This window comes from Pseudarthrobacter sp. PvP090 (assembly GCF_040547365.1).
Classification (GTDB): Bacteria; Actinomycetota; Actinomycetes; order Actinomycetales; family Micrococcaceae; genus Arthrobacter.
In genome coordinates this window covers 107,398-132,350 of sequence record NZ_JBEPPO010000009.1, presented here as the reverse complement: position 1 = coordinate 132,350, position 24,953 = coordinate 107,398, and the positions used below count along the sequence as shown (strand labels likewise).

At 70.2% G+C, this 24,953-nt stretch carries 19 protein-coding genes; 8 read left to right on the top strand and 11 right to left on the bottom strand.

Translation table 11 applies throughout. The features are described 5' to 3' along the window. Positions 1 to 56: 56 nt before the first annotated feature. The 4 genes from ABIC21_RS12340 to ABIC21_RS12325 all read right to left on the bottom strand — a co-directional run bounded on the left by ABIC21_RS12340 (position 57) and on the right by ABIC21_RS12325 (position 5,235). Positions 57 to 1,232 (bottom strand): ABC transporter ATP-binding protein, encoded by a 1,176-nt coding sequence (locus ABIC21_RS12340; protein ID WP_354350686.1) that lies wholly within the window; start codon positions 1,230 to 1,232, stop codon positions 57 to 59. Next, positions 1,229 to 2,821, bottom strand: coding sequence for an ABC transporter permease (locus tag ABIC21_RS12335; RefSeq protein ID WP_354350685.1), 1,593 nt, complete (start codon positions 2,819 to 2,821; stop codon positions 1,229 to 1,231). Before ABIC21_RS12335 ends, ABIC21_RS12340 begins: the two co-directional genes overlap by 4 nt. A 4-nt stretch (positions 2,822 to 2,825) precedes the next feature. Continuing rightward, positions 2,826 to 3,881 (bottom strand): iron ABC transporter substrate-binding protein, encoded by a 1,056-nt coding sequence (locus tag ABIC21_RS12330; RefSeq protein WP_354350684.1) that lies wholly within the window; start codon positions 3,879 to 3,881, stop codon positions 2,826 to 2,828. A 145-nt stretch (positions 3,882 to 4,026) separates the two neighbouring features. After that, positions 4,027 to 5,235 (bottom strand): glycoside hydrolase family 76 protein, encoded by a 1,209-nt coding sequence (locus ABIC21_RS12325; protein ID WP_354350683.1) that lies wholly within the window; start codon positions 5,233 to 5,235, stop codon positions 4,027 to 4,029. A 139-nt stretch (positions 5,236 to 5,374) separates the two neighbouring features. On the opposite strand from ABIC21_RS12325, the gene ABIC21_RS12320 reads away from it, so the two are divergent. After that, positions 5,375 to 6,208, top strand: coding sequence for an SDR family NAD(P)-dependent oxidoreductase (locus ABIC21_RS12320; RefSeq protein ID WP_354350682.1), 834 nt, complete (start codon positions 5,375 to 5,377; stop codon positions 6,206 to 6,208). Next, on the top strand, positions 6,205 to 7,431 hold the full coding sequence (locus tag ABIC21_RS12315) for an acyl-CoA dehydrogenase family protein (RefSeq protein ID WP_354350681.1): 1,227 nt from the start codon (positions 6,205 to 6,207) through the stop codon (positions 7,429 to 7,431). Before ABIC21_RS12320 ends, ABIC21_RS12315 begins: the two co-directional genes overlap by 4 nt. On the opposite strand, the gene ABIC21_RS12310 is transcribed toward ABIC21_RS12315, so the two are convergent. After that, positions 7,428 to 8,285 (bottom strand): DUF1684 domain-containing protein, encoded by an 858-nt coding sequence (locus tag ABIC21_RS12310; RefSeq protein WP_354350680.1) that lies wholly within the window; start codon positions 8,283 to 8,285, stop codon positions 7,428 to 7,430. The two genes, ABIC21_RS12315 and ABIC21_RS12310, sit on opposite strands and share 4 nt — an antisense overlap. Next, positions 8,282 to 8,893 carry a TetR/AcrR family transcriptional regulator gene (locus tag ABIC21_RS12305; RefSeq protein ID WP_354350679.1) on the bottom strand — a complete coding sequence of 204 codons (612 nt, stop codon included), beginning with the start codon at positions 8,891 to 8,893 and terminating at the stop codon, positions 8,282 to 8,284. Before ABIC21_RS12305 ends, ABIC21_RS12310 begins: the two co-directional genes overlap by 4 nt. Positions 8,894 to 9,039: 146 nt before the next feature. Between ABIC21_RS12305 and ABIC21_RS12300 the strand changes: the two genes are divergently transcribed. The 3 genes from ABIC21_RS12300 (at position 9,040) to ABIC21_RS12290 (ending at position 13,028) form a co-directional block, all read left to right on the top strand. Next, positions 9,040 to 9,720, top strand: coding sequence for an NADPH-dependent F420 reductase (locus tag ABIC21_RS12300; RefSeq protein WP_354350678.1), 681 nt, complete (start codon positions 9,040 to 9,042; stop codon positions 9,718 to 9,720). A gap of 142 nt (positions 9,721 to 9,862) precedes the next feature. Further along, positions 9,863 to 12,679 carry a phosphoenolpyruvate carboxylase gene (gene ppc / locus ABIC21_RS12295; RefSeq protein WP_354350677.1) on the top strand — a complete coding sequence of 939 codons (2,817 nt, stop codon included), beginning with the start codon at positions 9,863 to 9,865 and terminating at the stop codon, positions 12,677 to 12,679. Positions 12,680 to 12,722: 43 nt separating this feature from the next. Further along, positions 12,723 to 13,028 carry a hypothetical protein gene (locus ABIC21_RS12290; RefSeq protein ID WP_354172546.1) on the top strand — a complete coding sequence of 102 codons (306 nt, stop codon included), beginning with the start codon at positions 12,723 to 12,725 and terminating at the stop codon, positions 13,026 to 13,028. Between the two features lie 14 nt (positions 13,029 to 13,042). Here ABIC21_RS12290 and ABIC21_RS12285 read toward each other — a convergent pair whose 3' ends face one another. Together ABIC21_RS12285 and ABIC21_RS12280 are read right to left on the bottom strand one after the other, a co-directional pair. After that, positions 13,043 to 13,669 (bottom strand): DedA family protein, encoded by a 627-nt coding sequence (locus ABIC21_RS12285; RefSeq protein ID WP_354350676.1) that lies wholly within the window; start codon positions 13,667 to 13,669, stop codon positions 13,043 to 13,045. Between the two features lie 106 nt (positions 13,670 to 13,775). Continuing rightward, positions 13,776 to 14,753 (bottom strand): RluA family pseudouridine synthase, encoded by a 978-nt coding sequence (locus tag ABIC21_RS12280; protein ID WP_354350758.1) that lies wholly within the window; start codon positions 14,751 to 14,753, stop codon positions 13,776 to 13,778. Between the two features lie 269 nt (positions 14,754 to 15,022). Between ABIC21_RS12280 and ABIC21_RS12275 the strand changes: the two genes are divergently transcribed. Both ABIC21_RS12275 and ABIC21_RS12270 read left to right on the top strand, forming a co-directional pair. After that, on the top strand, positions 15,023 to 15,703 hold the full coding sequence (locus ABIC21_RS12275) for a helix-turn-helix domain-containing protein (RefSeq protein WP_354350675.1): 681 nt from the start codon (positions 15,023 to 15,025) through the stop codon (positions 15,701 to 15,703). Next, positions 15,696 to 16,388: an SRPBCC family protein gene (locus tag ABIC21_RS12270; protein ID WP_354350674.1), complete on the top strand. Its 693-nt coding sequence runs from the start codon at positions 15,696 to 15,698 to the stop codon at positions 16,386 to 16,388. The genes ABIC21_RS12275 and ABIC21_RS12270 overlap by 8 nt, the downstream gene beginning before the upstream one ends. Positions 16,389 to 16,581: 193 nt before the next feature. On the opposite strand, the gene yczR is transcribed toward ABIC21_RS12270, so the two are convergent. Next, positions 16,582 to 18,096 carry a MocR-like transcription factor YczR gene (yczR, locus tag ABIC21_RS12265; RefSeq protein ID WP_354350673.1) on the bottom strand — a complete coding sequence of 505 codons (1,515 nt, stop codon included), beginning with the start codon at positions 18,094 to 18,096 and terminating at the stop codon, positions 16,582 to 16,584. Positions 18,097 to 18,157: 61 nt separating this feature from the next. Here yczR and yczE point away from each other — a divergent pair, with 61 nt between their 5' ends. Continuing rightward, positions 18,158 to 18,790 carry a membrane protein YczE gene (yczE, locus tag ABIC21_RS12260; RefSeq protein ID WP_354350672.1) on the top strand — a complete coding sequence of 211 codons (633 nt, stop codon included), beginning with the start codon at positions 18,158 to 18,160 and terminating at the stop codon, positions 18,788 to 18,790. A gap of 43 nt (positions 18,791 to 18,833) precedes the next feature. Here the strand turns inward: yczE and ABIC21_RS12255 are convergent, their stop codons facing one another. Together ABIC21_RS12255 and ABIC21_RS12250 are read right to left on the bottom strand one after the other, a co-directional pair. Next, entirely contained in the window at positions 18,834 to 19,700 is an 867-nt protein-coding gene (locus ABIC21_RS12255; protein WP_354350671.1) for a DNA-formamidopyrimidine glycosylase family protein, read from the bottom strand. Beyond that, the gene (locus ABIC21_RS12250) at positions 19,693 to 24,810 is read right to left on the bottom strand and encodes a DNA glycosylase AlkZ-like family protein (RefSeq protein ID WP_354350670.1); all 5,118 of its coding nucleotides are present in this window, start codon (positions 24,808 to 24,810) and stop codon (positions 19,693 to 19,695) included. The genes ABIC21_RS12255 and ABIC21_RS12250 overlap by 8 nt, the downstream gene beginning before the upstream one ends. Positions 24,811 to 24,953: the final 143 nt, after the last annotated feature.

Here is a 24,953-nt window from a genome sequence, read left to right as displayed (position 1 = left end):
CCACCCTATGCCGGGAGCCGGGCCGGCTCAACGGCACGCGCGGGCCCGCCCCGTGGCTACACCTGCGGCAGGTCTTCCACAGGGAAGGCCACTGCTTCGCCGACGACGCGGAGGCAGAGTTCCGTGCCCGGGCGGGCGATCGAGGCGTTCCAGTGCCGGATCGTGATGATCTCCCCGCCGCCGGGGTAGCGGTGGTCCGCGACGGCGCCTTCCGCGAGGACGGGCGGGACGGCGAGCTTGAGCCGCACGGTGGTTTCGGGCCCGAAGTAATCGGTGTCCACCACAACGCCGCGGATGGGGCCGTCCTCCGCGATCCGGATCTGTTCCGGCCGCAGCATGAGCTGGACCCGGCCCTGCGCCGGGGGCCGGCGCACGGGGATGCCGCCCAGGGAGCAGGTGGCGAGGGAGCCTTCCATCCAGGCATCGAGGATGACGGCGTCGCCCAGGAATTCCGCGGTGGCGCGGTCCGCAGGGCGTGTGTAGACGATGAACGGGTTGCCGATCTGTGCGAGGCGTCCGCCGCGCATCACCGCCACCTGGTCCGCGAACGACAGCGCCTCGCCCTGGTCATGTGTGACCAGGATGGTGGTGACCCCCGCGTCCTGGAGCACCTTGCCCACCGCGCGGCGGGTGGCGACGCGCAGGCCCGCGTCCAGGGCGGAGAACGGCTCGTCCAGCAGCATCAGTTCGGGCTCGCGGGCGAGGGCACGGGCCAGGGCCACCCGCTGCTGCTGCCCGCCGGAGAGCTCGTGCGGGCGCCGCTTGGCCATGGCGGCGTCCAGGGAGACCATGTCCAGTAGTTCGGCCACCCGGGCCTTCACGCTGCGGTGCCCGCCGGGGAGCTTGCCGGCGTCGAGGCCGAAGGAGATGTTCTGCCCGACGCTCAAGTGCGGGAACAGCGCGCCGTCCTGCGCCACGTAGCCCACGTGGCGCTTGTGCGCGGGCACCCAGACGCCGTCGCCGGCCACCTTGGCGCCGTTGAGCGAGATGCTGCCGGTGTCCGGGTGCTCAAACCCGGCAATCAGGCGCAGCAGCGTGGTCTTGCCGGAGCCGGAAGGCCCCACGATCGCCGTCGTGCCGCCCTTGGCCACCGAGAGGTTGACACCCATGAGGACCGCCTGCGAGCCGAAGTTCTTGGTGACGGCGTCGATTTCCAGGTGGTTGTTGGTGCTCGTGGCCACGGATGCGGCGACCCGCGGTTCCGGGAGCCGGGAAGGGCTGTACTGGGTCACTGTCCCGCTGCTTTCTTGGACTGCTGGAAGAGGAGGTAGGTCATGGGGGCGGAAATCAGGATCATCAGCAGGGCGTACGGCGCGGCGCCGGCGTAGTCGATTTCGCTGCTTTTGCTCCAGAATTCGGTGGCGAGTGTCCGGGTGCCGTTGGGGGAGAGCAGCAGTGTCGCGGTCAGCTCATTGACGATTGCCAGGAACACCAGCGCGGCGCCACCCGCGGCCGCCGGAGCGGTGAGCCGCAGCGTGACCCGGAGGAAGGCCAGCAGCGGCGGCTTGCCGAGGGCCTGGGCGGCCTCGTCGAGTTCCTTCGGCGCCTGGGCCAGGCCGGAGCGGATATTGACCAGGGCGCGCGGCAGGAACAGCAGCACGTAGGCCGCGATCAGGAGCGCCGTGGTCTGGTAGAGGCTGGGCGCCGCCTTGATGCTGACTGTCACGAAGGCCAGGCCCACCACGATGCCGGGCATGGAGCTCGTGATGTAGTTGGACAGCTCCAGGGCCTTGCTGAACCAGCTGGGGTGCCGCACGGCCAAATACGCCATCGGGAACGCCACGACGGTGGTGGCCAGGGCGCCCGCGAGGCCGTACATCAGCGTCTGCAGTAGGGCCGGCAGGAACTCGTCGGCGGCCCAGATGTCCGGGCCGCCGGCGACAATCCAGCGCAGCACGAACGTCAGCGGCAGCCCGAAGGCCAGTGCGGTGAGGGCGGCCAGGAACAGCTGGGCCGGGAGCTGGTAGGCGTGCAGCGGCAGGCGCAGGGCGCGGGCCTGGGCCCCGGATCCGATCTTGGCGTACCGGGCGCTGCCGCGGCTGCGCACTTCAACCAGCAGCAGGATCAGGCAAAGGAACACGAGCACGCTGGCCAGCATGTTCCCGGCGGTGCCGTTGAAGGTGGACTGGTACTGCACCATGATCGCTGTGGTGAAGGTGTCGAACCGGATCATCGCGAAGGCGCCGTACTCGGCCAGCAGGTGCAGGGAGACGAGCAGCGCCCCGCCGGTCATCGCAATCCGCAGCTGCGGCAGCACCACCCGGAAGAAGGTGCGCCACGCGCCAAGGCCCAGGGACGCGGCGGACTGTTCGATGGCCGGGTCCAGCCGGCTGAGCGTGGCGGCGGCCGGGATGTAGACGAGCGGGAAATAGGACAGCGTCGCGATCAGCACGCCGGACCACAGGCCCTCGAGCGACGGCACCGCGGAAACCCAGGCGTAGCTGTTGACGAAGGCGGGGATGGCCAGCGGGGCCGCGAGCAGCACGGCCCACCATTTGTGCCCCCTGAGCTGGGTGCGTTCCACCAGCCACGCTCCGCCCACACCGAGGATGAGGCACAGCGGCACGGTGACGGCCATCAGCAGCACGGTGTTGAGCAGCAGCTCGCCGACGCGTGCCCGGAAGATCAGGTCCACGGCCGTGTCCCAGCCGGTGGCGCCCGTCATGACGATGACGTAGCCCAGCGGAATCAGCGAAAAGAGGGCGATCAGGACCGCCAGGACGGCGACTATGGAAACGCCGAAAGGCGGGCGGGGGCGCTTGCCCCTGCCCGCCGTCGTCGTGCTCCCGGATGTTCCGGGAGCCACCAGCTTGGTTGTCACGTGGTTAGAGCAATCCTGCCTTGGTCATCAGCTCGGTGACCTTGGCGGAGTTCAGCTTGGCCGGATCCACCGTGGGAGCCTGCAGTTCCGCCAGCGGGACGAGCTTCTCGTTGGCCGGGACGTCCGAGGCGATGGCGTACTCGAAGGAAGTGCCGTTCTGGAGGACTTCCTGTCCCTTCTTGCCGGTGATGAACTTGACGAAGGCCTGGGCCGCCGCAGCGTTCTTCGAGGAATTCAGCACGCCGCCGCCGGAGACGGACACAAACGCGCCCGGGTCCTGGTTCTTGAAGTAGTACGGGGTGACGTTCTTGGAGTTCTCGCCGGTCTTGGCCTGGTCGCCGTAGTAGTAGTAGTGGTAGATCAGTGCGGCGTCGACCTCACCGGCGTTGACCGCCTTCATGGCCGTGCTGTTGCCCTTGTAGGCCTTGGAGTTCGCCTTCATGCCCTGCAGCCATTCCTCGGTGGCGGCTTCGCCCTTGAGTTCCAGCAGGGCGGAGACGATCGCCTGGAAGTCGGCGCCGGACGGCGATGCCGCCCACTTGCCCTGCCACTCCGGCTTGGCCAGGTCCAGCATGGAGGTGGGCAGCTGGTCTTCGCTCAGCTTGGCCTTGTCGTACACCAGCACGGTGGAGCGGGCTGCGATGCCGGTCCACTTGTTGGTGGAGGGGCGGAACTCGGCGGGCACCTGGTCGATGGTGGCCTTGTCGACGTCGGCGAAGAGACCGGCGTTTTCCACCTGGGCCATAGCCGGGGAGTTTTCGGTGAGGAAGACGTCGGCCGGGGAGGCCTGGCCTTCCTGGATGATCTGGTTGGACATCTCGGTGTCCGAGCCCTGCCGCATGGTGACCTTGACGCCGGTTTCCGCGGTGAACGCGTCCACCCATTCCTTGGTCAGGGACTCGTGCTGGGCGTTGTAGACCGTGATTTCACCGGAGATCTTACCGTCAGCGGCGGCGCTGCTGCTGGGGGCGGAGGAGGCGCCGGAGCCGCAGGCGGCCAGGCCGAGAGTGGCGGTGGCGGCAAGTGCGATACCTGCCAGCGCGTTCTTGCGGATCTTCATGGGGCTGCTTTCTGGAGGAAGGTCGTAGGAACCCTAGCCCCCTGTGAGCGGGGGAAGTTAGGGCATGCTCACTACGAAAAACTGTAGGTTAGCCAAACCTAAGCAACCAAGTTGAGGGCGCCTTATGTGATGAGGATCACATCAATTACGAAACTATTGCGTGACTTAATTCCTTTGCGGCGATGGAGGCGGCCGCTTCCAGGACCATCCACGCCTGCAGCTGGGTGGACAGTTCGACGGCGGCGCCCGCCGGGCAGGTGTCCCGCGCCGGCAGCTCGGGGCGGATGGAGAACAGGACCCGGCCGCCCTTCCGGGCCAGCGGGTCCCCGGCCGGCAGGACGCGGCGGCCCTCCCAGAAGGCCTCGGCGGTGTCGTTGACGAGCGCCGCGGCCGTCGCCCGGGTCGCGGCGGGCAGCCGCCCGTCGGCCGCGGCAAGGGCCAGGTACCGGGCGAGGATGCCGGTGAACAGGCCGCCGTCGCCGGTGCCTTCGCAGCGCAGCACCGTAGAGCTGCGGCCCGTGAGGGGTGCGGGGAGGGTGAGGCTGCGTGCCACCGACGCCACGAGGGTGGCTGCGCGGGCCAGGTTGGCCTCGCCTCCGAGTTCCAGCAGCGCACCCAGGACCGGCCCCTGGTTGTACGTGTAGATGGCGCTTTCAAGCACCACCTCGCCGCCGGGGGCCATCCGGAGGCCGTCCCGGTACAGGCCCTGTTCGGGGTCGAACAGCCGGGCGTCCAGCCAGTCCAGCAGCGCCTGCGCCCTGGCCGCCTGGCCGGTGCGCGCGTAATAGAGCGCCACCGGGGCCGTGGCCGGGGTGTTCTTGAAATCGCGTTTCTTGCTCCAGAAAGTGCCGCCCCCGAGGTCGTCCGTGGAGGCGGAGTCGAACTGCAGCGTGAGGCTCTTCAGGACCCTGGCGTTGCGGCGGCGTCCAGCCTTCCTGCGGCTGTCCCGGGCGAGGTTCTCCAGCCGCAGCGTGGACAGCGCCAGCCAGGCCATGTCGTCGTAGTAGTTGTTCACGACCGTGAGGAAGTTGCGGAGCCGGATGCCGGTGACCAGCCGGGAGGCGAGCCGGCCGGCGCTGGGCCGGTCCCCGCCGTCGAACCGTCCCCCGGGCCGGCCGTCCGTGCCGAGTTCGCGGCGGCCGGTGTCCACCAGGCAGTCCACGTAGTGCGCCTGCCACCAGTAGTGCCAGGGCCGGGCCAGGTTCTTGAGCCGGCCCGAGGGCCGGACGATCGCGGCGATATGGGTTCCCGGCAGGAAAAAGAGCCGCTGCCCGAACAGCCTGGTCACCGAGCGGGCCGCCTCATCTGCCCGGAAGGACCAGTTGGGGGAGGTGGGAATGTCTGCCGGGGTCATGGGCCCAGCCTAGTAGCGGCAGGGTGAAGGTGCGGAAAGCCCGCATTCCAGTTAACATTCACTAACTAATGTTCGCGGTAATTTCGTGACGCTTCCCACGGCGTCGCGGCGGGCTCGGGTTCCACATCAAGGAGGATGCATGGACATCAAAGGTACTGTTGCGCTGATTACGGGCGGAGCTTCCGGCCTGGGGGCCGCAACGGCGCGGCGCCTGTTCGACGCCGGCGCCTCGGTGGTCCTGGTGGACCTGCCAGGCTCCGCCGGCGCAGCCTTCGCCGCCGAGCTGAACGCCCGGGGCAACGCCCGGGCGGAGGCGTCCGAGGCCGGCAGCCCGGTGCAGCCGGGAGGCCGTGCGGTCTTCGTTCCCGCCGACGTCACCAGCGAGGCCGACGTGCAGGCCGCCGTCGACGCCGCCGTCGCCCTCGGTCCGCTGCGGATCGTGGTCAACTGCGCCGGGATCGCCACCCCCGGCAAGGTGCTGGGCCGGGACGGCGTGCTGCCGCTGGAGAGCTTCAACCGCGTCATCCAGATCAACCTCGTGGGCACCTTCAACGTCATCCGCTTGGCCGCGGCCGCGATGGCGGCGACCGAGCCGGCCGTGACCGAGCTTGGCGGGCCGGAGCGCGGCGTCATCATCAACACCGCCTCCGTCGCCGCGTTTGACGGCCAGATCGGCCAGCCCGCCTACGCGGCCTCCAAGGGTGCCGTGCACGCGATGACACTGCCGATCGCCCGCGAACTGGCGCGCTCGCTGATCCGCGTAGCCACCATTGCACCGGGCATCTTCGAGACGCCCATGATGGCCGGACTGCCGCAGGAAGCCCAGGACTCCCTGGGCCAGCAGGTGCCGCACCCGTCCCGGCTGGGCCGGCCGGCCGAGTACGCCAACCTCGCCGCGCACATCGTGGAGAACGCCATGCTCAACGGGGAGACCATCCGCCTCGACGGCGCCATCCGGATGGGGCCGAAATGATGCCGGCCGGGCTCGCCCATTCCCCCGCCCCCGCGGATTCCGTCGCGGGGCTGCCGACCGCCGATTTCTTCGACTTCGAGGCGATGCTCAACGCCGGTGAGCAGGCAAAGCTGGCCGAGCTGCGGGTGTTCCTGGCCCGCGAGGTCGCTCCGTTCGCCGGCGAGTGGTGGAACAAGGCCGAGTTCCCCGCGCACATCCTGCCCAAGCTCGCGGCCCTGGAGCTCAGCGCACCGGCCCAGCGCGGCTACAGCAACCTGTTCGCCGGGCTGGTCATCGCCGAGATGACCCGGGTGGACACCTCGCTCGCGACGTTCTTCCTGGTCCACCACGACCTCTTTGTCGAATCGCTCTACGGCTTCGGCTCCGAGGAGCAAAAGGCGCGCCTGCTCGACGACGCCGCCAGCCTCCGGACCACCGGCGCGTTCGCGCTCACCGAACCGGAGCATGGCTCCGACGTGGCCGGCGGCATGGAGACCGTCGCCCGGCGTGTTCCCGGCGGGGCGCCCGACGGCGGGGACACCTGGGTGCTCAACGGCGCCAAGCGCTGGATCGGCAACGGGACGTTCTGCGACTACATGCTCGTGTGGGCCCGGGACGAGGCCGACGGCGGCATCCGCGGCTTTATCGTGGACGCGACCCTGCCGGGGGTGAGCCGGAGCAGGATCGAGAACAAGATCGCTCTGCGCACGGTGCAGAACGCGGACATCGTCTTCAAGGACGTCCACGTGGCCGAGTCGGACCGCTTCGCCGGGATCAACAGCTTCGAGGACACCAATGAGCTGCTGCGCGGCTCGCGGATCATGGTCGCCTGGCAGGGAGTGGGCCAGCAACTGGCGGCGTTCGACGTCGCCCGGCAGTACGCCGTCGAACGCCAGCAGTTCGGCCGGCCGCTGGCGAAATTCCAGCTCGTCCAGCAGCAGCTGGTCACCATGCTCGGCAATGCCGTGGCGAGCATGGGCATGATGGTCCGGATCGCGCAGCTGCAGGACCAGGGTGCCGCGGACATGCCGCAGGTGGCGCTGGCGAAGTCCTACGTGAGCGCCCGGATGCGCGAGACCGTGGGCATGGGCCGGTCCCTGCTGGGCGGCAACGGCATCGTCACCGACTACCGGATGGCCAAGATCTTCGCCGACGCCGAGGCGATCTACACCTACGAGGGCTCGTTCGAGATCAACACGCTGATCGTGGGCCGGGCCGTCACCGGGGTGTCCGCGATCGTCTAGAACAGCGCGGGCTCTTTCTCCCCGGCCTCGATCCGGTAGTCCAGGCTGTTGTTCTTCACCGGCATCGGGCAGGTGCCGTACGGGGTGAAGGCGCTCGGGTAGTTGATCGCCCGGTTGAAGTCCAGGATCACGGTGCGGTTTCCCTGCGGGTCGACGCGCGGCCGGGCCGTGGAGACCTTCCGCCACTCGGCAGTTGCCTTCTCCGGAGCGGAGTCTCCGTTGGTCTCATCGTGGAATGTCACCGTCAGCGCGCCGAGCTTTTCCTCTTCGGCCTGCAGATGGAACTCGTGGTCCTTGCCGGGGAGCCGGAACACCAGTTCGCCGACCGACCGGTGGACCCCGTCGACCAGCGGGTTGGCGGTGCCGATCGGAACGTCGACCGGCTCCGGATACGGGTGGAAGCTGGCCTCGACCACCAGGTCCGGCCGGTAGTCGAAGGTCGGGACGCCGTCGAATTCGGTGAACACGGGCGACGTCGAATCCCGCGTGCGCACGGCATACCTGTCGGCGCGCATGGCGAGTTCCACCACCACCTGCCGGCCGTCCGCGCCGCCGTACTGGACCCACAGCAGCGATTCCTCATTGGCCAGCGCCGCGCTGATGGTGCCGTCCACGGGCTCGCCGGTCGCCACGAGGGTGAGTCCGTCCGCCGCGCCCGCGGTGAGGAACGCCGTCGTGCCGTCCGTGGACCAGAGCCCCGGGACGAGTTCGACGGCGGCCGGCCGGTCCTCCAGCCACTGGAAGGACGTCAGGGTCAGCCAGCCGTACTCGCTGGCCAGGGCCGTGTTGCGGCTGTTCCGGAAGCGCTGCCAGCGGGCGAGCTGGGCGTCGGGATCGGGTTGCCTGGTGTTCACGGGTTCCTCCTGAGGCTTGCGGACACGAGTTGCGCTGCGGTGTGGCGGGCGGCGGTGGCCGCCGCCGGGTCGGCGTCGAGCACGCCGCTGGCCAGGCCGCCGTCGAGGACCAGGGTCAGGCTGCGGGCGAGCTGGTCCGGATCCGGGGCGCCAGCCTGGACGGCCAGATCCCGGATCCAGGCCCTGATGTGCTCCTTGTGCGCCACCGTCCGTTCGTGGACGCGGGTTCCGGAGGCGGACTCGGCGGCGGCATTGATGAAGGCGCAGCCGCGGTAGCCGTCGCGGCGGCAGGCGCTGGCCAGGGCGTCGAACAGCCCCACCAGCCGGTCCGCGGGATCGGGCCCGGCGGCTTCGGCCGCGGCGTGGAGCTGCCCGGTCCAGACGCCGTCGACCTTCTCCAGGTAGGCCAGGATCAGGTCATCCTTCGCCGGGAAATACTTGTAGAACGTCGCCTTCGCGACGCCGGACTCGGCGATGATCGTGTCGATGCCTGCGGCGCGGAGCCCCTGGGCATAGAAGAGCCGAAAGGCCGTGGCCAGGATCTTGTCCCGGGCCTGTCCGGCTGGCGTGCGGACGGCCTGTGGTCTCCTGGCGGCGGTCGGCGTCATGGCTCCATGGTACCCAGACAAGTCTGTCTATGCTTGCCGTAGACAGGTCTGTCTGATAACTTCCTGCTGAGGGGCAGACAGATTTGTCTACCCCGGGATGTCCTGACTGGTCATCCCGACCTGAACCATCCCGAACTGAGGACGCCATGAAGATTGCTGTGCTGGGAACCGGAACCGTTGGCCCCACGATCGCCGGGGCGCTGGCCGGGCTCGGGCATGACGTCGTGATCGGCACACGCGATCCGCAGGCGACGCTTGCTCGGACCGAGCCCGGCGCGACGGGCGGCGCACCCTTTGCCGCATGGCACGCGGCGCACCGCGGGATCGACGTCGCCACCTTCGCGGACGCCGCCGCCGGCGCGGACTTGGTCGTCAACGCCACCAACGGCGCAGGCTCCCTCGAAGCGCTCACCGCAGCGGGGGCGGCAAACCTGGCCGGCAAGGTGGTGATGGACATCGCGAACCCGCTGGACTTCTCCCGCGGCTTTCCGCCGTCGCTGAACCCGGTGAATACCGACAGCCTCGGCGAGCAGATCCAGCGGGCCTTCCCCGAAGCCCGGGTGGTCAAGACCCTCAACACGATGACCGCCAGCGTCATGGTGGACCCGGCCAGCGTGGCCGGGGGCGACCACTCCGTCTTCGTCTCCGGAAACGACGCGGCCGCCAAGGAGATTGTGGGCGGGCTCCTCGCGGGCTTCGGGCACCGGGACATCATCGACCTGGGCGACATCACCACCGCCCGCGGCGCCGAAATGGTCCTGCCGATCTGGGTGCGGATCTGGGGTGTGCTGGGCACGGGAGCGTTCAACTTCAAAATCGCCCGGTAGGAGCGCTCGGTAGGAAGCCGACACTATCTGAGACGGATTCCCCGTCGGCCGCGGCTGCGGGTAGCATCTTCAGGAAGAAAGTAACCCGGCTCACAGTATCCAGCGCAGTGTACGAGCCAAGTCCTCTCGAAAGATTGATTCCATGGCTGACACTGCAACGAATCCCGGCACCGATCTCGCCTCCGAACTGCGCGCGGACGTCCGCCGGGTGTCCACCCTCCTCGGCGAATCCCTGGTCCGCCAGCACGGTCCCGAGCTCCTGGACCTGGTGGAGCAGGTGCGCCTGCTGACCAAGGAGTCCAAGGAAGCGGCCCGTGGCGGTGCGGATGCCACCGGGCCGTGGAGCTCGTACGACGTCGTCGCCCAGGTCCGCGAACTGCTCGGCTCCCTGCCCCTGGAGCAGGCGACCGACCTGGTCCGCGCGTTCGCGTTCTACTTCCACCTGGCCAACGCCGCCGAGCAGGTGCACCGGGTCCGCGGGCTGCGCACCCGGCAGGAGAAGGACGGCTGGCTGGCCAAGGCTGTCACCGACATCGCCGGCCAGGCCGGGCCCTCGGTGCTGCAGGAAGTCGTGAACGAACTCGACGTCCGGCCCATCTTCACCGCGCACCCCACCGAGGCCTCCCGCCGCTCCGTGCTGGACAAGGTCCGCCGGCTCTCCGATATCCTCGCCGAGAGCACCGCGGAGGGCACGTCCGCGCGCCGCCGCCAGGACCGCCAGCTCGCCGAGGTGATCGACCAGATGTGGCAGACGGACGAACTCCGCCAGGTCCGGCCCACCCCGGTGGACGAGGCCCGGAACGCGATCTACTACCTCACCGGGATCCTGGGCGACGCCATGCCGGAGATGCTCTCGGACCTCTCCGAGCTGCTCGCCGACCACGGTGTCACCCTCCCCGTGGAGAAGGCACCGATCCGTTTCGGCTCCTGGATCGGCGGCGACCGGGACGGCAACCCCAACGTCACCGCGGCCGTCACCCGCGAAATCCTGCAGATCCAGAACCAGCACGCCGTGCGGATCAGCATCGGCCTGATCGACGGGCTGATCTCCATCCTGTCCAACTCGACGGCGCTCGCCGGGGCGGACCGGGAGCTGCTGGACTCGATCGACGTCGACCTCAAAAACCTGCCGGGCCTGGACCGCCGCGTCCTCGAACTGAACGCCCAGGAGCCCTACCGGCTCAAGCTCACCTGCATCAAGGCCAAGCTGCTCAACACGGGCCGGCGGGTGGCGGCCGGATCGGCGCACGAGCAGGGCCGCGACTACACCGCCACCGCGGAGCTCCTCGCCGAGCTGGGCCTGCTGGAGCGCTCGCTGCGCAACCACCATGCCGCGCTCGCCGCCGACGGCGCCCTGGCCCGGGTCCGGCGCGCCATCGCCTCCTATGGCCTGCACCTGGCCACCCTCGACATCCGCGAGCACGCGGACCACCACCACGACGCCGTCGGGCAGCTGATGGACCGCCTCGGCGGCCCCGGCGTCCGGTACGCGGAACTCAGCCGTTCCGAGCGGCTTGAGGTGCTCGGGTCCGAGCTCGCCTCCCGCCGCCCGCTGTCCGGCCACCCGATCAAGCTCGACGGCGTCGCCGACGGCACCTATGACGTCTTCCGCGAGATCCGGCGGGCCCTGCGCACCTTCGGCCCGGACGTCATCGAGACATACATCATCTCGATGACCCGCGGCGCGGACGACGTCCTGGCCGCGGCGGTGCTCGCCCGCGAGGCCGGCCTGGTCAGCCTGTTCGGCGCGGCCCCGTATGCCAGGATCGGCTTCGCGCCGCTCCTGGAAACCGTGGAGGAACTGCGCGCCTCGGCCGAGATCGTGGACCAGCTCCTCTCCGATTCCTCCTACCGCGAGCTGGTCCGGCTGCGCGGGGACGTGCAGGAAGTCATGCTCGGCTACTCGGACTCCAACAAGGAATCCGGCGTGATGACCAGCCAGTGGGAAATCCACAAGACCCAGCGCAAGCTCCGGGACGTCGCGGCCAAGCACGGCGTCCGGGTGCGCCTGTTCCACGGCCGCGGCGGTTCCGTGGGCCGCGGCGGCGGGCCGACCTACGACGCCATCATGGCCCAGCCGAACGGAGTGCTGGAAGGCGAGATCAAGTTCACGGAACAGGGCGAGGTCATCTCGGACAAGTACTCCCTGCCCGAACTTGCCCGCGAGAACCTGGAGCTGTCGCTCGCGGCGGTCATGCAGGGCTCCGCGCTGCACCGCACGCCGCGCACCTCGGAGGACCAGCGCGAACGCTACGGCCACGTGATGGAGACCATTTCCGACGCCGCCTTCGCCCGGTACCGGACGCTGATCGATGACCCGGACCTGCCGGCCTACTTCATGGCGTCCACCCCGGTGGAACAGCTGGGGTCCCTTAACATCGGCTCCCGGCCGTCCAAGCGCCCCGATTCAGGCGCGGGCCTCGAGGGCCTGCGGGCCATCCCGTGGGTGTTCGGCTGGACGCAGTCCCGGCAGATCGTTCCGGGCTGGTTCGGCGTCGGCTCCGGGCTCAAGGCCGCCCGCGAGGCCGGCCACTCGGCCCAACTGGTGGAGATGATGGAGGGCTGGCACTTCTTCCGTTCGGTGCTCTCCAACGTCGAAATGACGCTGGCGAAGACGGACATGGACATCGCCGGCTACTACGTCTCCACCCTGGTCCCGGAGGAGCTCCACCACCTGTTCCGCGCCATCCGGGCCGAATATGAGCTGACCGTCACCGAGATCCAGAACCTGACCGGCGAGGACCTGCTGCTCGACGCGCAGCCCACCCTGAAGCGCTCCCTGGAGATCCGGGACCAGTACCTTGATCCCATCAGCTACCTCCAGGTGGAACTGCTGCGCCGGATCCGTTCCGAGGCCGCCGCGGGGAGCATGCCCAGCGGCGAGATCGACGAGCGTCTCCAGCGTGCCATGCTGATCACGGTCAACGGCGTGGCGGCAGGCCTGCGCAACACCGGCTAAAACGGGTGCGGGGGCCGGCGGCCCGTCCCGATAGGGTTGTTCCATGCCGTCGTTCCAGACCAGACTGAAGATCACCGGGCTCAAACCGGGCAACCCGCCGGAGTCCGTGATGGCCGCGGCCGTCGAAGCCCTGGAGACGCGGCACCACGTCGAGGCGAACCAGCTGGACCTGGCCGGCGGGGTGCCGCAACTGAACCTGCGCTTCCTGGTCGAGCCCACCTCGTACAGCGGCGAGAACCGCCAGGCGCTGGAGTCGGCAGCGATGATGCGCGACGCCGTCGAACGCGTTGCGGTGACCGGCCACCTGATGGTGCTCCGCCGCAACCGCGGCCGCTGGGCGCCCGTCTAGGCGGGACGCCCGCCTCAGAAGTCCAGTTCCTCGTCGGTCCCGTCCACGACGGGGGAACGGCTGCCGCGCCTCCGCGTGACGATCACGCCCAGGATGCCGCCGATCAGGAGTCCGACGCCGACGCCGATCAGGGAGCTCGCCCAGAACGGCAGCCCGGTGGCTGCGCCGGTGACATAGCCGAGACCGACGGACCAGACCGCCCAGAGCAGGCCTCCGAGGGCAGCACAGAGGCTGAATCCGCGGGTGGAGACGTTGGCGATGCCGGCGGCGGCCGTCGTCGCCAGCCGTCCGCCCGGGATGAAGCGGACTCCGACGATCGCACCGTAGGTGGTGGACCGGCCGGCCTTCGCGGTGGCGGTGTGCACGGCCTGATGGAACACACGGCCCCACCGCCAGCGGTCCAGGGTATGGCTCAGGCGCCGTTTGAAGAGCTGGAACACCAGGATGTCGCCCAGCCAGGACGCCGCCGCGGCGAGGAGCACCACGAGGAACGCGTTGGCGCGCCCGACGGCGGACAGGGCGCCGCCCGTGATGACCACCATTTCGGACGGGAGGGGCGGAAAAATGGCATCGCCCATAACAACCGGGATGATCCAGAAATAGATCGTGTCCCCCCAGCCGTCTGCGCTGCCGAAGTCCATGGGCACAAGTTACCGCATATCCGCCGTGGCGCCCGTCCGTGACGTGGCGGCGGCCCGGCCCGGCCGCTGGACTGTTTCCCCGGCGGGGGTGGCTCCCCGAGAGGGCTTAGCGGGCTTCGCTGAGCTCCAGCCCGCTGCGGTACTCCACCGGCTTGCCGGTGATGGGGTCAGCAAAGCGGATCCCGCGCGCGAGCAGCTGGAGCGGCTTCGAGTAATCGTCCGGCGCCTTGTCCAGCAGCTGCGGGTAGAAGGCGTCATTGACGATCCCGAGCCCGAGGGAGGCCATATGCACGCGGAGCTGGTGGGTCTTGCCCGAGTGCGGCTCGAGCCGGTACAGCGCACGGCGCCGGGAGTCGCCGTCGGCCGCGCTGCCGGGGACATGGCCGGCAGGCGCTGCCGCGCCGGGACCTTCAAAGGTCCGCAGCCGTTCGATCCGGGTCTCGGCGTTGGGTTCGCCGTCAATCACCTCGGCGAGCAGGTAGCTGCGGGACTTCGTCATCCGGTTCCGGACCACCAAGGGGAAGTCGACGGCGGGGTTCCCAGGCGCAGGCTCGGCCGCGGCCACACACTCGTATTCCTTCCGGACCTGGCGCTTCTCGAAGAGCACCTGGTACTTGCCCCGGGTCTCCGGATTCGTGGAGAGCAGCAGGATCCCTGCCGTCATGCGGTCCAGGCGGTGCATGGGAATGAGGTCCGGCAGGTCCAGCTGGTTCCGGAGCCGAACCAGCGCGGACTCCTGGATGTACGTGCCGCCCGGCGTGGTGGGCAGGAAGTGTGGCTTGTCGACCACGAGGAGGTGGTCGTCCTGGTGCAGGATGTCCAGTTCCACCGGGATCCGGACCTCTGGCGGAAGCGTGCGGTAATACCAGATGAAGGTGTGGTTCCGCAGCGGGGTGGCGCGGTCCAGGGGGATGCCGGCCTCGCCCACAATCTCGCCGGCGTCGAAGCGGTCCTCGATGCCCTGCGGGTCGATGTGGCCCCAGCGGTGCATCATGTAGTCCATCGCGGTGTCCCACGGCCCTTCGTCCGGGAGGCGGAGGCGGGTCGCATTGACGCCGTCGCGCACGGGGAGGGGGGATTGCATCACCGGTCCATTCTACTTTGCCGGGTCCGCCGCGCCGTTCGGCAGCCGGCCGCGGGGTGGGCTGCGACTTGGGGTGAGCCGGCCACGAGCTGTAGGCCTGGCCTCGAGTGGGGTAGCGCCTTGGGTGGGCCCAGCGAGATCGCCGGAAGCCTGCTGGCGTCGCCGTAAGCTACCGGCGATCGGGCATGCCTCCGGCTACCTCGGCGCATCACGCTCCGACGGTAAAAAAGTTCTTGACAAATAAAACTGTCGGTGGCCACACTGGACGCATGTTGGACATCGGAGTGATCGAAGACCCGGCCGCGGCGGAGGCCTCCCTGGACCCCATCCGGACCCGCATCCTGAGGGAACTCACCGAACCCGGCTCGGCCACCCAGCTCGCCGCCAAGGTCGGGCTCCCGCGCCAGAAGGTCAACTACCACCTCAAAGCCCTGGAACGCCACGGCCTGGTGGAACTCGTGGCGGAGCGCCGCAAGGGCAACGTCACGGAACGGATCCTGCAGGCCAGCGCCGCCTCGTACCTGATTTCCCCGGCCGCGCTGGCCTCCGTGGCCCCGGACCCACACCGGTTTTCGGACAGGTTTTCGGCCTTCTGGCTGCTGGCCCTCGCCAGCCGCACGGTCCAGGAGATGGGCCGGCTCATCACCGGCGCCGCCGCTGCCCAACAGCACCTCGCCACCTTCGCCATCGACGGCGAGATCACCTTCCGCACCGCCGCGGACCGGGCCGCCTTCGCAGAGGAACTTGGCGCCGCCGTGACCCGGCTCGTGGACAAATACCACGACGGCGGACCGGGGACCCCGGCGGAGGGCGCCAGCGCGGGCGGCGGGCGCAAGCACCGCCTCGTCGTCGCGCTTCACCCAACACTGAAAACGGCAGCACCCAAGACAGCACCCCCAAACCCATCACCCAACACAAACCCATCGGCTAAGGAGCAGGACAATGACTGACCAGCGCAATTTCGAAATCATCGTTGACACGGAGCTGCCCGGCTCCCCGGAGCGGGTCTGGGATGCGGTGACCAAGGACACCCCCGCCTGGATGTTCCCCACCGACGAGTGGCCGGCCGTGCGGACCGTGGACGACTACCCCCGCCATCTGGTGTCGAGGATGGAGGGTCCGGACGGCTGGTTCAACCAGCTGGAGCACGTGCTGGAACCGCTCGACGGCGGCCGTGCCCGGCTGCATTACGTCCACAGCGGCATCTTCACCGAGGACTGGGACCAGCAGTATGACGGCGCCAGCAAGCACACCGCGTTCTACCTGCACACCCTCGGCCAGTACCTGAAGTACTTTGACGGCAAACCAGTGGTGTTCACGGACATCCAGGCCCCTCCCGCCTCGGCGGCTCCCGACGGCTTTGTGCGGCTCAAGAAGGCCCTCGGTGTGGAAGGAGCGGAGCCCGGCAGCGCCGTGGACCTGGAGCTCGACGGCGTCGGCCGGCTCTCGGGGGAGGTGGACTTCGCCAACGAAAACTTTCTCGGCCTGCGCACCGCGGACACGCTGTACCGGTTCTTCGGCCGCAATGCCTTCGGTGCCACGGTCGGCATGACGGTCCACGACTTCAGCGGCGGCGGGGATTCCGATTCCACGGCGAAGGCGTGGGGCGGGTTCCTGGCGAAGGTCTTCGCCTAACCCGTCCGCAGCTCCTGGTATCGCGGCGAGGCGCAGGCTGTCTGGTGACACCGAACATCCCGGGCGACACTCAAAAGTCCTGGCGACGTCGGAGTAAGGGCGCGCCAGGACTTTTGCGCGTCGTGGAGTAGTTTCCGCGTCGCCGGGCCACCCCCGGGCGGCCCCCGCGCGGTCCGAGCCCGGGCGGCGGGTGTCAGGCGATGGCTGCCGCGGGCGGGGCTCCGAGGCTGCGCCGCAACTGCGGGGACGCCTCCAGCTTGTCCTGGGCGGAACGCAGCGCTGCCACCGCGGTCTCGAGCTGCTCCGGAGGGAGCGTAAACGGCACGCGGAGGTAGTGCTCGAAGGCGCCGCCCGTGCCGAAGCGGGGTCCGGCCGCCAGCCGGATGCCGAAGTCCGGGGCCACCACGGCGAGGGCTGTGCTGATCGGGGCCGGGAGGCGGCACCACACGGACAAGCCGCCGTCGGGCCGTTCGCTCTGCCAGCCCGGCAACCGTCCGGCGATAAGGTCCAGCAGCGCGTCCCGGTTGTCCCGCAGGGAGTCCAGGCGCGCAGGGAGCGGTTCGGCGAGTGCGTTGACCAGGTGTGCCGCAGCGAGCTGTTCCACCACCGGTCCGCCGAGATCCATGGTGGTGCGGGCAGCGGCGAAGCGCTGGATCAGGGGCTCCTCGGCCCGGATCCAGCCGGTCCGCAGCCCGGCCCAGTGCGACTTGCTCAGGGAACCGATGGAGACGACGGCGGGGCTGAAGGCGGCCAGCGGCGTGGACGCGACGCCGTCGAGGTTCAACTCCCGGAGCGTCTCGTCCACGACAAGGACGGTGCCGGTCTCGGCGGCGGCATGGACCAGCCGTCGCCGCTGGGAATCCGGCATCAGGCGCCCCGTGGGGTTGTGGAAGTCCGGGACCACGTAGGCCATGGCGGGCCGCTGCTGCCTTAGTGCGGTCTCGATCGCCTTCAGATCCCAGCCCGGACGCCCGCCGGAATGCGCCCCGGATCGGGTGTCCGGGTGGGCGGCGGGCATGGCCACGGGCACCAGCCGGCAGCCCGCGGCCCGGATGGCGTCGAGCGCATTCGGGTAACTGGGATGCTCCACCAGAACCTTGTCGGACCGGCCGGCCAGGGTGCGGAGCACGATGTTCAGCGCATGCTGCGCGCCGGACGTCACGAGAATCTGCCGCGCGGTGGTAGGCACGCCGGCCGCGGAATAGTGCCGGGCGATGGCCTCCCGCAACGGGTTCACGCCGAGCGCGTCGTAGCCGAAGCCAGGGAGCAGTGCCGGCAGTTCGGTCAGCGCGGAGGCGAAGGCCCGGTGCACCACCTCGCCGCTGGCCGGCAGCGAGGCATAGGCGAGGTCGAGGATTCCGTCCGGAACGGCCAGGCCGGGAGCGCTGCTGAGATCCGCCCGGCTTCCGCCCTTGCGGCCGCCCGGCGCACCGGACTGCGGGATGCACGTCCGGCCGCGGCTGCCCTGGCCGCTACTGAGGAAGCCCTGCTCGCGCAGCAGGGAGTAGGCGGCGGTGACAGTCGTCCGGCTGATGCCGAGCGTCGCGGCCAGGGCCCGTTCGCTGGGCAGCGCGACATCCAGCGGCACGCGGCCGTCGAGGACCAGAAGGCGGACGACGTCGGCCAGCTCGCGGTAGGCGGGGGCTGCGCCGAGGTTCCACTGGCCGAGCAGCCGGGCGAGCGAACTGGGGTTCAGGGATCCGGACATAGAGCCAGTATTTCAAACTGGCTATGGAATGCAAGGCCAGTTCTCCGGAAGGATGGGGTTCATGATGACCCGCAGGCTCCTTCAGCTCCTTATCGGCCTCGCCATGTACGGCATATCCCTGGCCATGTTCATCCGCGCCGGCCTCGGGCTGGACCCGTGGGACGTGTTCCACCAGGGACTGGCGGTCAAGACCGGGCTGAGCATCGGCACAGTCGTCGTGATCGTGAGTTTCCTCGTGCTGCTCCTGTGGATTCCGCTGCGGCAGTGGCCCGGCATCGGCACGCTGTGCAACGCCGTGCTGGTGGGCGTCTTCGCCGACGTCGGCCTGGCGTTGATCCCCGAGTTCTCCCATCTCGGCGGGCAGGCCGGCATGCTCGCGGGCGCCATCGTGCTCAACGGGATCGCTTCCGCCTGCTATATCGGTGCCCGGCTGGGGCCCGGTGCGCGGGACGGCCTGATGACCGGGCTCGCCCGCCGCACGGGGTGGTCCGTCCGGACGTCGCGGACCGGCATAGAAATCGTGGTCCTCGCCGCGGGCTGGCTGCTTGGCGGCTCTGTGGGCATCGGGACCGTGCTCTACGCCCTGGCCATCGGCCCGCTGGTGCAGTTCCTGTTGCCGCGGTTCACCGTGCCGGAGCCGCAGGAGTCCGGTCTGCCGGCGGTGGCAGCCGATCCGGCGGTCGCCGCACCCTAGCCGCCGCACGTTATGGGAGCGCGGCACGCGCCGCAGCGTGGATCTACGCCGGAGCCGGTCCCGGCAGCGGCTGGCACGTCGGGCACCAGTAGATGTCCCGCTCTTCGGTGCCGGTGGCCTTGGCGAGGACGCCGCGCCGCACCGGGGTCTGGCACTTCAGGCACGGCTGGTGTTCGCGGCGGTAGACCCAGTAGCCGGGCAGCCCGGAGGTCCGGCCCACGGCAGCGCCGCGCTGATTCAGGACGGTGGTCCGGCGTCCGGCTCCCAGGTTGGCCTCCAGCAGCACCTTGGCGTCGGTGATCATGGCCGCCACGTCAGGCACTGCCGAGACGGGCGCCGCCGGGTGCACACCGGAGAGGAAGCAGGCCTCGCAGCGGTAGATGTTGCCGATCCCCGCGAGCTTCCGCTGGTCCAGCAGTGCGACGCCGATCGGGACGTCCGGCGCCGCGCGGATCCGCCGCTCCGCCTCGGTCAGGTCCCAGTCCGGGCCCAGCAGATCGGGACCGAGGTGGCCGACGACGGAATCTTCCTCGGAGGTGCGGACCACCTCCAGGATGCCCAGCGAGAACCCGACGGCGTCTGCCGCAGCGGTGCGCAGCACGCAGCGCGCCGTGAATCCCGGTTTCCGCCAGCGGCCGCCCGGGGGGTAGACCTGCCAGGTGCCTTCCATCTTGAGGTGGGAATGGATCGTCAGCCGGTCCGGTTCCGCGGTGCTGCCGTCTGCCCGGGCCGGGCCCTCCAGCCGCATGAGCAGGTGTTTGCCCCGCGGGACCACCTCGGTCACAGTCCAGCCGCCCAGTTTGAGAGTGGCGAACCGGGGCACCCGGAAGTCGGAGGAGATGAGCTGCCGGCCCGCCAGCGCGGCATGCAACTGGGCGGCCGCGCGGAACACTGAATCGCCCTCAGGCACGGATCCTCAGTCCCTTGGGCGTGGAGTAGGCGCCGGCGTGGGCCAGGGCGGCGGCGATGGGCGTGTCAAGAATGCCGTGGCCGTTGACCTTTTCCATGATGAGTTTGTCCACCGCGCCCCGGGTGACCACGCCGACCAGGGCGGCACCGGCGGCGGCCAGGACCTCGGTGTCCTCGCTGAAGGCCAGCAGGGTCTTGCCGCCGCGTTCCACATAAAGGACCAGGGCGCCGTCGACGAGCACCACCAGGGCGCCGGCCTTCCGGCCCGGACGGTGGCCGGTTCCCGCTTCGACGTTCAGGGCAGGCCAGGGAAGGGCGGCGCCGTAGGGGTTGGCGGGGTCCGTCGCGGCCAGGGCCAGGGCCACCGGTTCGGGTTTGTGGAGCTGGGTATCCTCGGCGTAGGAACGCAGCCGGTCCACGGTCGCGGGAACGGCGAACTGGGCCGCGCCCAGGTGCTCGATGAAGTAGCCGCGGCGGCACCGCCCGGCCTCCTCCAGCCGGGCCAGCACCTTGTACATGAGTCCGAAGCCGCCCAGGATGTTCTCGGCCATCACCGAGCCGCGGGTGACCACGCCGTACCGGTCCAGCAGAAGTTCCGCGGTGGCCCGGGCGTGGATGGTGGCATCCAGTTCGGGGGCCGGCAGCGCGGACCAGCGGCCCGCGGCCAGCGGGGGAGTGGCCGCCGCGCCGCTGGCGGAGCCATACCGGCCCCCGGTGAGCCCGGGGGATCCGAGCAAACCGGTCCCGTGGGCACGCCCCAGCCGGCTCAGCCGCGGGGCCCGGGCCCGCGGGGCGCGGGCGACCTGCCGGTGCGCGGTGTGGCCGCCGGCAATCATGGCCCGGACCGGGGCGAAGGTATCGCCCGTGATCCGGCCCGCCCAGGCGAGATCCCAGAGGGCGGACACGACGTCCTGGTCGCTGAGCACCGAATCCATGCCGCCGGCGACGTCAGTCAGCTGCCGGAAGAAGTACCCGCCGCCGTTGTTGCGCAGGTGGTCCAGCAGGCGCTGCTGCGCGTCGCCGGGCTCGAAGTCGATGGTCGGGTTCAGGGTCAGCTCGGCCGAATCGGCCACGTGCAGGCTGACCCAGCCGTCGTTGCCGGGGAGCGCACCCGCGCCGGACCAGAGCACCTCGCCGGCCGCCATGAGCTCATCAAGCATGGCGGGCTGGTAGTCGGACACCCGGCTGGCGAGGACCAGGGGTTCCCAGGCGGAGGCCGGAATGGGCACACCGGACAGCTGGTCGACGGCCGTGATGATCCCGTCCAGTCCCCGCAGCGCCGACTGCCCGCGCTTGCCCGGGACCCGGACGTTCTGCCAGGCCGGCAGGAAGCGTCCGTACGCCGCGGCATCCACGGGCTCGACCTCGGCACGCAGTGCGGCGAGCGAGCGGCGGCGGAGCTTGCGCAGGACTTCGGCATCGCACCATTCACTGACGCCCGCCAGCGACGGCGCCGTCGGCGCGGCAGTGGTCTGGGCCCCGCTGACGGCGCCGGCGGCCGCTGCGCCGTCGGCGGATTCCGGCGCCGAAGCCGGGACGGGAGCCGGGGCCGGCGGGGGCGCGGTGTGCGGGCGGAACTCGCCTTCCACCACCCGTCCGTCCGCGGCGAGCCGCTTCAGGGCGGTGCCGACGACGGCGACCCCGAGTCCCAGCCGGGCGGCGGCCTCCGCGGAGGTGAACGGCCCGTGCGTGCGGGCATAGCGCGAGACGAGGTCGCCCAGCGGATCCGCGACCGGCTCGATGAAGGCCAGCGGAACCCCCACCGGCAAGGGGACGCCGAGGGCGTCGCGCAGGCGGGCGGCGTCCTCCACCGCGGCGTAGCGCTCGGCACCGCCGATGTTGACCCTGATGGCGCGGTTGGCGCGCTGGAGCGCCGCCAGATGCGCGGCGGCATCGGCGACGGCGGCCACGCTCTCGGCCGCCGGTGCGGTTTCCGGAGCCTCGGCCAGCCCACCCTCCGGCCCGGGCCTGGCCGCCGGTTCGAGCCGGGCGGCGACGTCCTCCGGGGTCAGCGGGCCCAGCAGGCGAAGCAGGTCAGCGACGCCTTCCAGCCCGCGCACCTTCCGGTCCGGTGCGAGCCGCTGGAGCTCCCGCTCGGTGGCGTCAATGACCTTGGCGTCCAGCAGTTCGCGCAGCTCGACCCTGCCGAGGAGCTCGTTGAGCAGGGTCGAATCCAGCGCCAGCGCGGCGGCGCGGCGCTCGGCCAGGGGTGAATCGCCCTCGTAGAGGAACTGCGCGACGTAGCCGAAGAGCAGGGACTTGGCGAACGGCGAGGGCTGCTGGGTGGTGGTCTGCAGGATCCGCAGCTCGCGGCGCTCGATGGACGCGGCGATGTCCTTCAGCGCCGGGAGGTCGTAGACATCCTGCAGGCATTCGCGGACGGTCTCGAGGACGATCGGGAAGGTGGGGTACTTCCGCGCGACGTCCAGCAGCTGGGCGGAGCGCTGGCGCTGCTGCCACAGGGGCTGCCGTTTGCCCGGGTTCTGCCGGGGCAGCAGCAGGGCGCGGGCGGCGCACTCGCGGAAGCGGGAGGCGAAGAGGGCGCTGCCGCCGACCTCCGCCGTCACGATCTGTTCGAGTTCCTCCGGGTCGAACAGGAACAGCTCGGCCCCGGGAGGCTCGTCCTCCATCATGGGTACGCGCAGCACGATGCCGTCGTCGGCGGCCATCGCGGAGCCGTCCATCCCGTACCGCTGATGCAGCCGCTGCCCGACGGCGAGGGCCCACGGTGCGTGCACTGGCATGCCGAACGGGCTGTGCAGCACCACCCGCCAGTCGCCGAGTTCGTCGTGGAAGCGCTCCACCACCAGGGTGGTGTCGCTGGGGACCACCTCGGTGGCCAGCTTCTGCTCGGCGAGATACTGGATCAGGTTGTTGGCGGCGAAATCGTCCAGGCCGCTGGCCTTGCAGCGTTCCGTGGCCGGCCCGACGTCGGACGCGGACAGTTCGCGCACGAACGCGCCCAGGGCGCGGCCCAGGTCCACCGGGCGGCCGAGGGAATCGCCCTTCCAGAACGGGAGCTTCCCCGGCTGGCCGAAGGCCGGGGAGACGAGGACCCGGTCGTGGGTGATGTCCTCGATCTTCCAGCTGGTGGCGCCCAGCGCGAACACGTCACCCACGCGGGATTCGTAGACCATTTCCTCGTCGAGTTCGCCCACCCGGCGGCCGCCCTTGGCTGCCGCGGCGGCCGGACTGGCGGCCCGGCCGTCGCCGCTTGCGGAGCCCGGGGATCCGGAGGAACCGGTCCCTTCCGTCTCGGTGCCGATGATGTAGACGCCGAAGAGCCCGCGGTCCGGGATGGTGCCGCCCGAGGTGACGGCTAGCCGCTGGGCGCCGGGCCGGCCCTCGATGGTGCCGGCGTTCCGGTCCCAGATGATCCGGGGCCGCAGTTCGGCGAATTCATCGGACGGGTAACGGCCGGCGAGCAGGTCCAGGGTGGCCTCGAACGCCGAGCGGGGGAGGGAGGCAAACGGTGCCGACCGGCGCACCGTGGAGAACCACTCCTCCACGTCGATGGACCCCAGCGCCGTGGCCGCGACGGTCTGCTGCGCCAGGATGTCCAGCGGGTTCGCGGGGACGTAGAGCCGCTCGATCTTGCCGGCGAGCATCCGTTCCACGGTGATGGTGGTGTGCACCAGGTCCGCGCGGTGCTTGGGGAACAGTACGCCCTGGGAGACCTCGCCGACCTGATGGCCGGCGCGGCCCACCCGCTGCAGCCCGCTGGCCACGGAGGGCGGGGATTCCACCTGCACCACGAGGTCCACGGCACCCATGTCGATGCCCAGTTCAAGGGAGGATGTGGCCACGACGCAGCGCAGCCTACCGGATTTCAGGTCGTCCTCGATCAGCGCCCGCTGGTCCTTGGAAACCGAGCCGTGGTGGGCCCGGGCCAGGACCGGATCGGCCCCGGCGGTGCTGCCGGCCTGGGCCATCATGTGCGCCGGCGTCGCGGTGGACGTCGGCACCGCGCTGGAGGTCGGCGCCGCGGTGGAGGCTGCAACGGCCGGGGCGCCGCCAGCCGGTGCTCCGGCCGGAACGGGCTCGAAGTCGGGTGCCCCGGTGCCGAACTCGCCCCAGCCGCCGCCTGCGGCCATCAGCTGCCGCTCGGCGTAGATTTCGTTGAGCCGGGCGGTCAGGCGTTCGGCGAGCCGGCGGGAATTGGCGAACACAATGGTGGACTGGTTGGCCAGCACCAGGTCCACGATCTTCTCCTCCACGTGCGGCCAGATCGATGCCTGCGGCTGCAGCCCGGACGCCGGCCCGGAGTCGAACGCGCCCGCCGCACCCTGCAGATCGGACATGTCCTCCACCGGAACGGAGACCGTCAGGTCCCAGGTCTTCTTCGAGGGCGGTGCCACGATTTCCACCGGCGCGGAGCCGGCGAGGAACTGCGCCACCAGCTCCTTGGGTTCGACGGTGGCCGAGAGCCCGATCCGTTGGGCGGGCTTCGGGAGCAGGGCGTCGAGGCGTTCCAGGGACACGGCCAGGTGTGCGCCGCGTTTGGTGCCCGCGACGGCGTGGACCTCGTCGACGATGATGGTGTCCACCTCGCTCAGCGTCTCCCGCGCCTTGGAGGTGAGCATCAGGAAGAGCGACTCGGGCGTGGTGATGAGGATATCCGGCGGGTTGCTCAGCAGCGAACGGCGGTCCGACGCCGGGGTGTCACCGGAGCGGACGCCCACGGTGATCAGCGGTGCGGGCAGATCCAGGCGTTTGGCGGTCTGGGTGATGCCGATCAGCGGGGCGCGCAGATTGCGTTCGACGTCGACGCCGAGCGCCTTGAGCGGCGAGATGTACAGCACCCTGGTTTTGCGTTTGGGCGCCTTCCGCCGGGCGCCTTTCGCGGTGTCCAGGCCGGGCAGTTCCTCGGGTTCGGCGGGGGCTGCGACGAGCAGCCGGTCGAGCGCCCAGAGGAAGGCGGCGAGCGTCTTGCCGGAACCGGTGGGGGCGACCACGAGCGCGTGCGCGCCGGAGGAAATCGCGTTCCAGGCGCCGTTCTGGGCCGGTGTGGGCGCAGCGAACGCACCCAGGAACCAGTCCCGGGTCGGCCGGCTGAACCGGTCCATGGCCTCGGCCGCAAGTGTGCCGCCGGTGAGCTCCTGACCCTTCATTCCTCCATCATGCCTTAACCCGCCGACAGGAAATGGCGGGCGGAAATCCGGGCGGTATCAGCAAACTTGGCACCACCGCCGCCGTGGGATGTTGCGGGAGGCCGCGGTACGGCGCCGCCGGTGGCCGGGACCCCCGCGAGGTG

Bases quoted from the DNA above. Each gene is read 5' to 3' on its own strand.
- ABIC21_RS12330 (WP_354350684.1), bottom strand. From the start codon at position 3,881: ATGAAGATCCGCAAGAACGCGCTGGCAGGTATCGCACTTGCCGCCACC.
- ABIC21_RS12325 (WP_354350683.1), bottom strand. From the start codon at position 5,235: ATGACCCCGGCAGACATTCCCACCTCCCCCAACTGGTCCTTCCGGGCA.
- ABIC21_RS12320 (WP_354350682.1), top strand. From the start codon at position 5,375: ATGGACATCAAAGGTACTGTTGCGCTGATTACGGGCGGAGCTTCCGGC.
- ABIC21_RS12315 (WP_354350681.1), top strand. From the start codon at position 6,205: ATGATGCCGGCCGGGCTCGCCCATTCCCCCGCCCCCGCGGATTCCGTC.
- ABIC21_RS12305 (WP_354350679.1), bottom strand. From the start codon at position 8,893: ATGACGCCGACCGCCGCCAGGAGACCACAGGCCGTCCGCACGCCAGCC.
- ABIC21_RS12300 (WP_354350678.1), top strand. From the start codon at position 9,040: ATGAAGATTGCTGTGCTGGGAACCGGAACCGTTGGCCCCACGATCGCC.
- ppc (WP_354350677.1), top strand. From the start codon at position 9,863: ATGGCTGACACTGCAACGAATCCCGGCACCGATCTCGCCTCCGAACTG.
- ABIC21_RS12290 (WP_354172546.1), top strand. From the start codon at position 12,723: ATGCCGTCGTTCCAGACCAGACTGAAGATCACCGGGCTCAAACCGGGC.
- ABIC21_RS12285 (WP_354350676.1), bottom strand. From the start codon at position 13,669: ATGGACTTCGGCAGCGCAGACGGCTGGGGGGACACGATCTATTTCTGG.
- ABIC21_RS12280 (WP_354350758.1), bottom strand. From the start codon at position 14,753: ATGCAATCCCCCCTCCCCGTGCGCGACGGCGTCAATGCGACCCGCCTC.
- ABIC21_RS12275 (WP_354350675.1), top strand. From the start codon at position 15,023: ATGTTGGACATCGGAGTGATCGAAGACCCGGCCGCGGCGGAGGCCTCC.
- ABIC21_RS12270 (WP_354350674.1), top strand. From the start codon at position 15,696: ATGACTGACCAGCGCAATTTCGAAATCATCGTTGACACGGAGCTGCCC.
- yczR (WP_354350673.1), bottom strand. From the start codon at position 18,096: ATGTCCGGATCCCTGAACCCCAGTTCGCTCGCCCGGCTGCTCGGCCAG.
- yczE (WP_354350672.1), top strand. From the start codon at position 18,158: ATGATGACCCGCAGGCTCCTTCAGCTCCTTATCGGCCTCGCCATGTAC.
- ABIC21_RS12250 (WP_354350670.1), bottom strand. From the start codon at position 24,810: ATGAAGGGTCAGGAGCTCACCGGCGGCACACTTGCGGCCGAGGCCATG.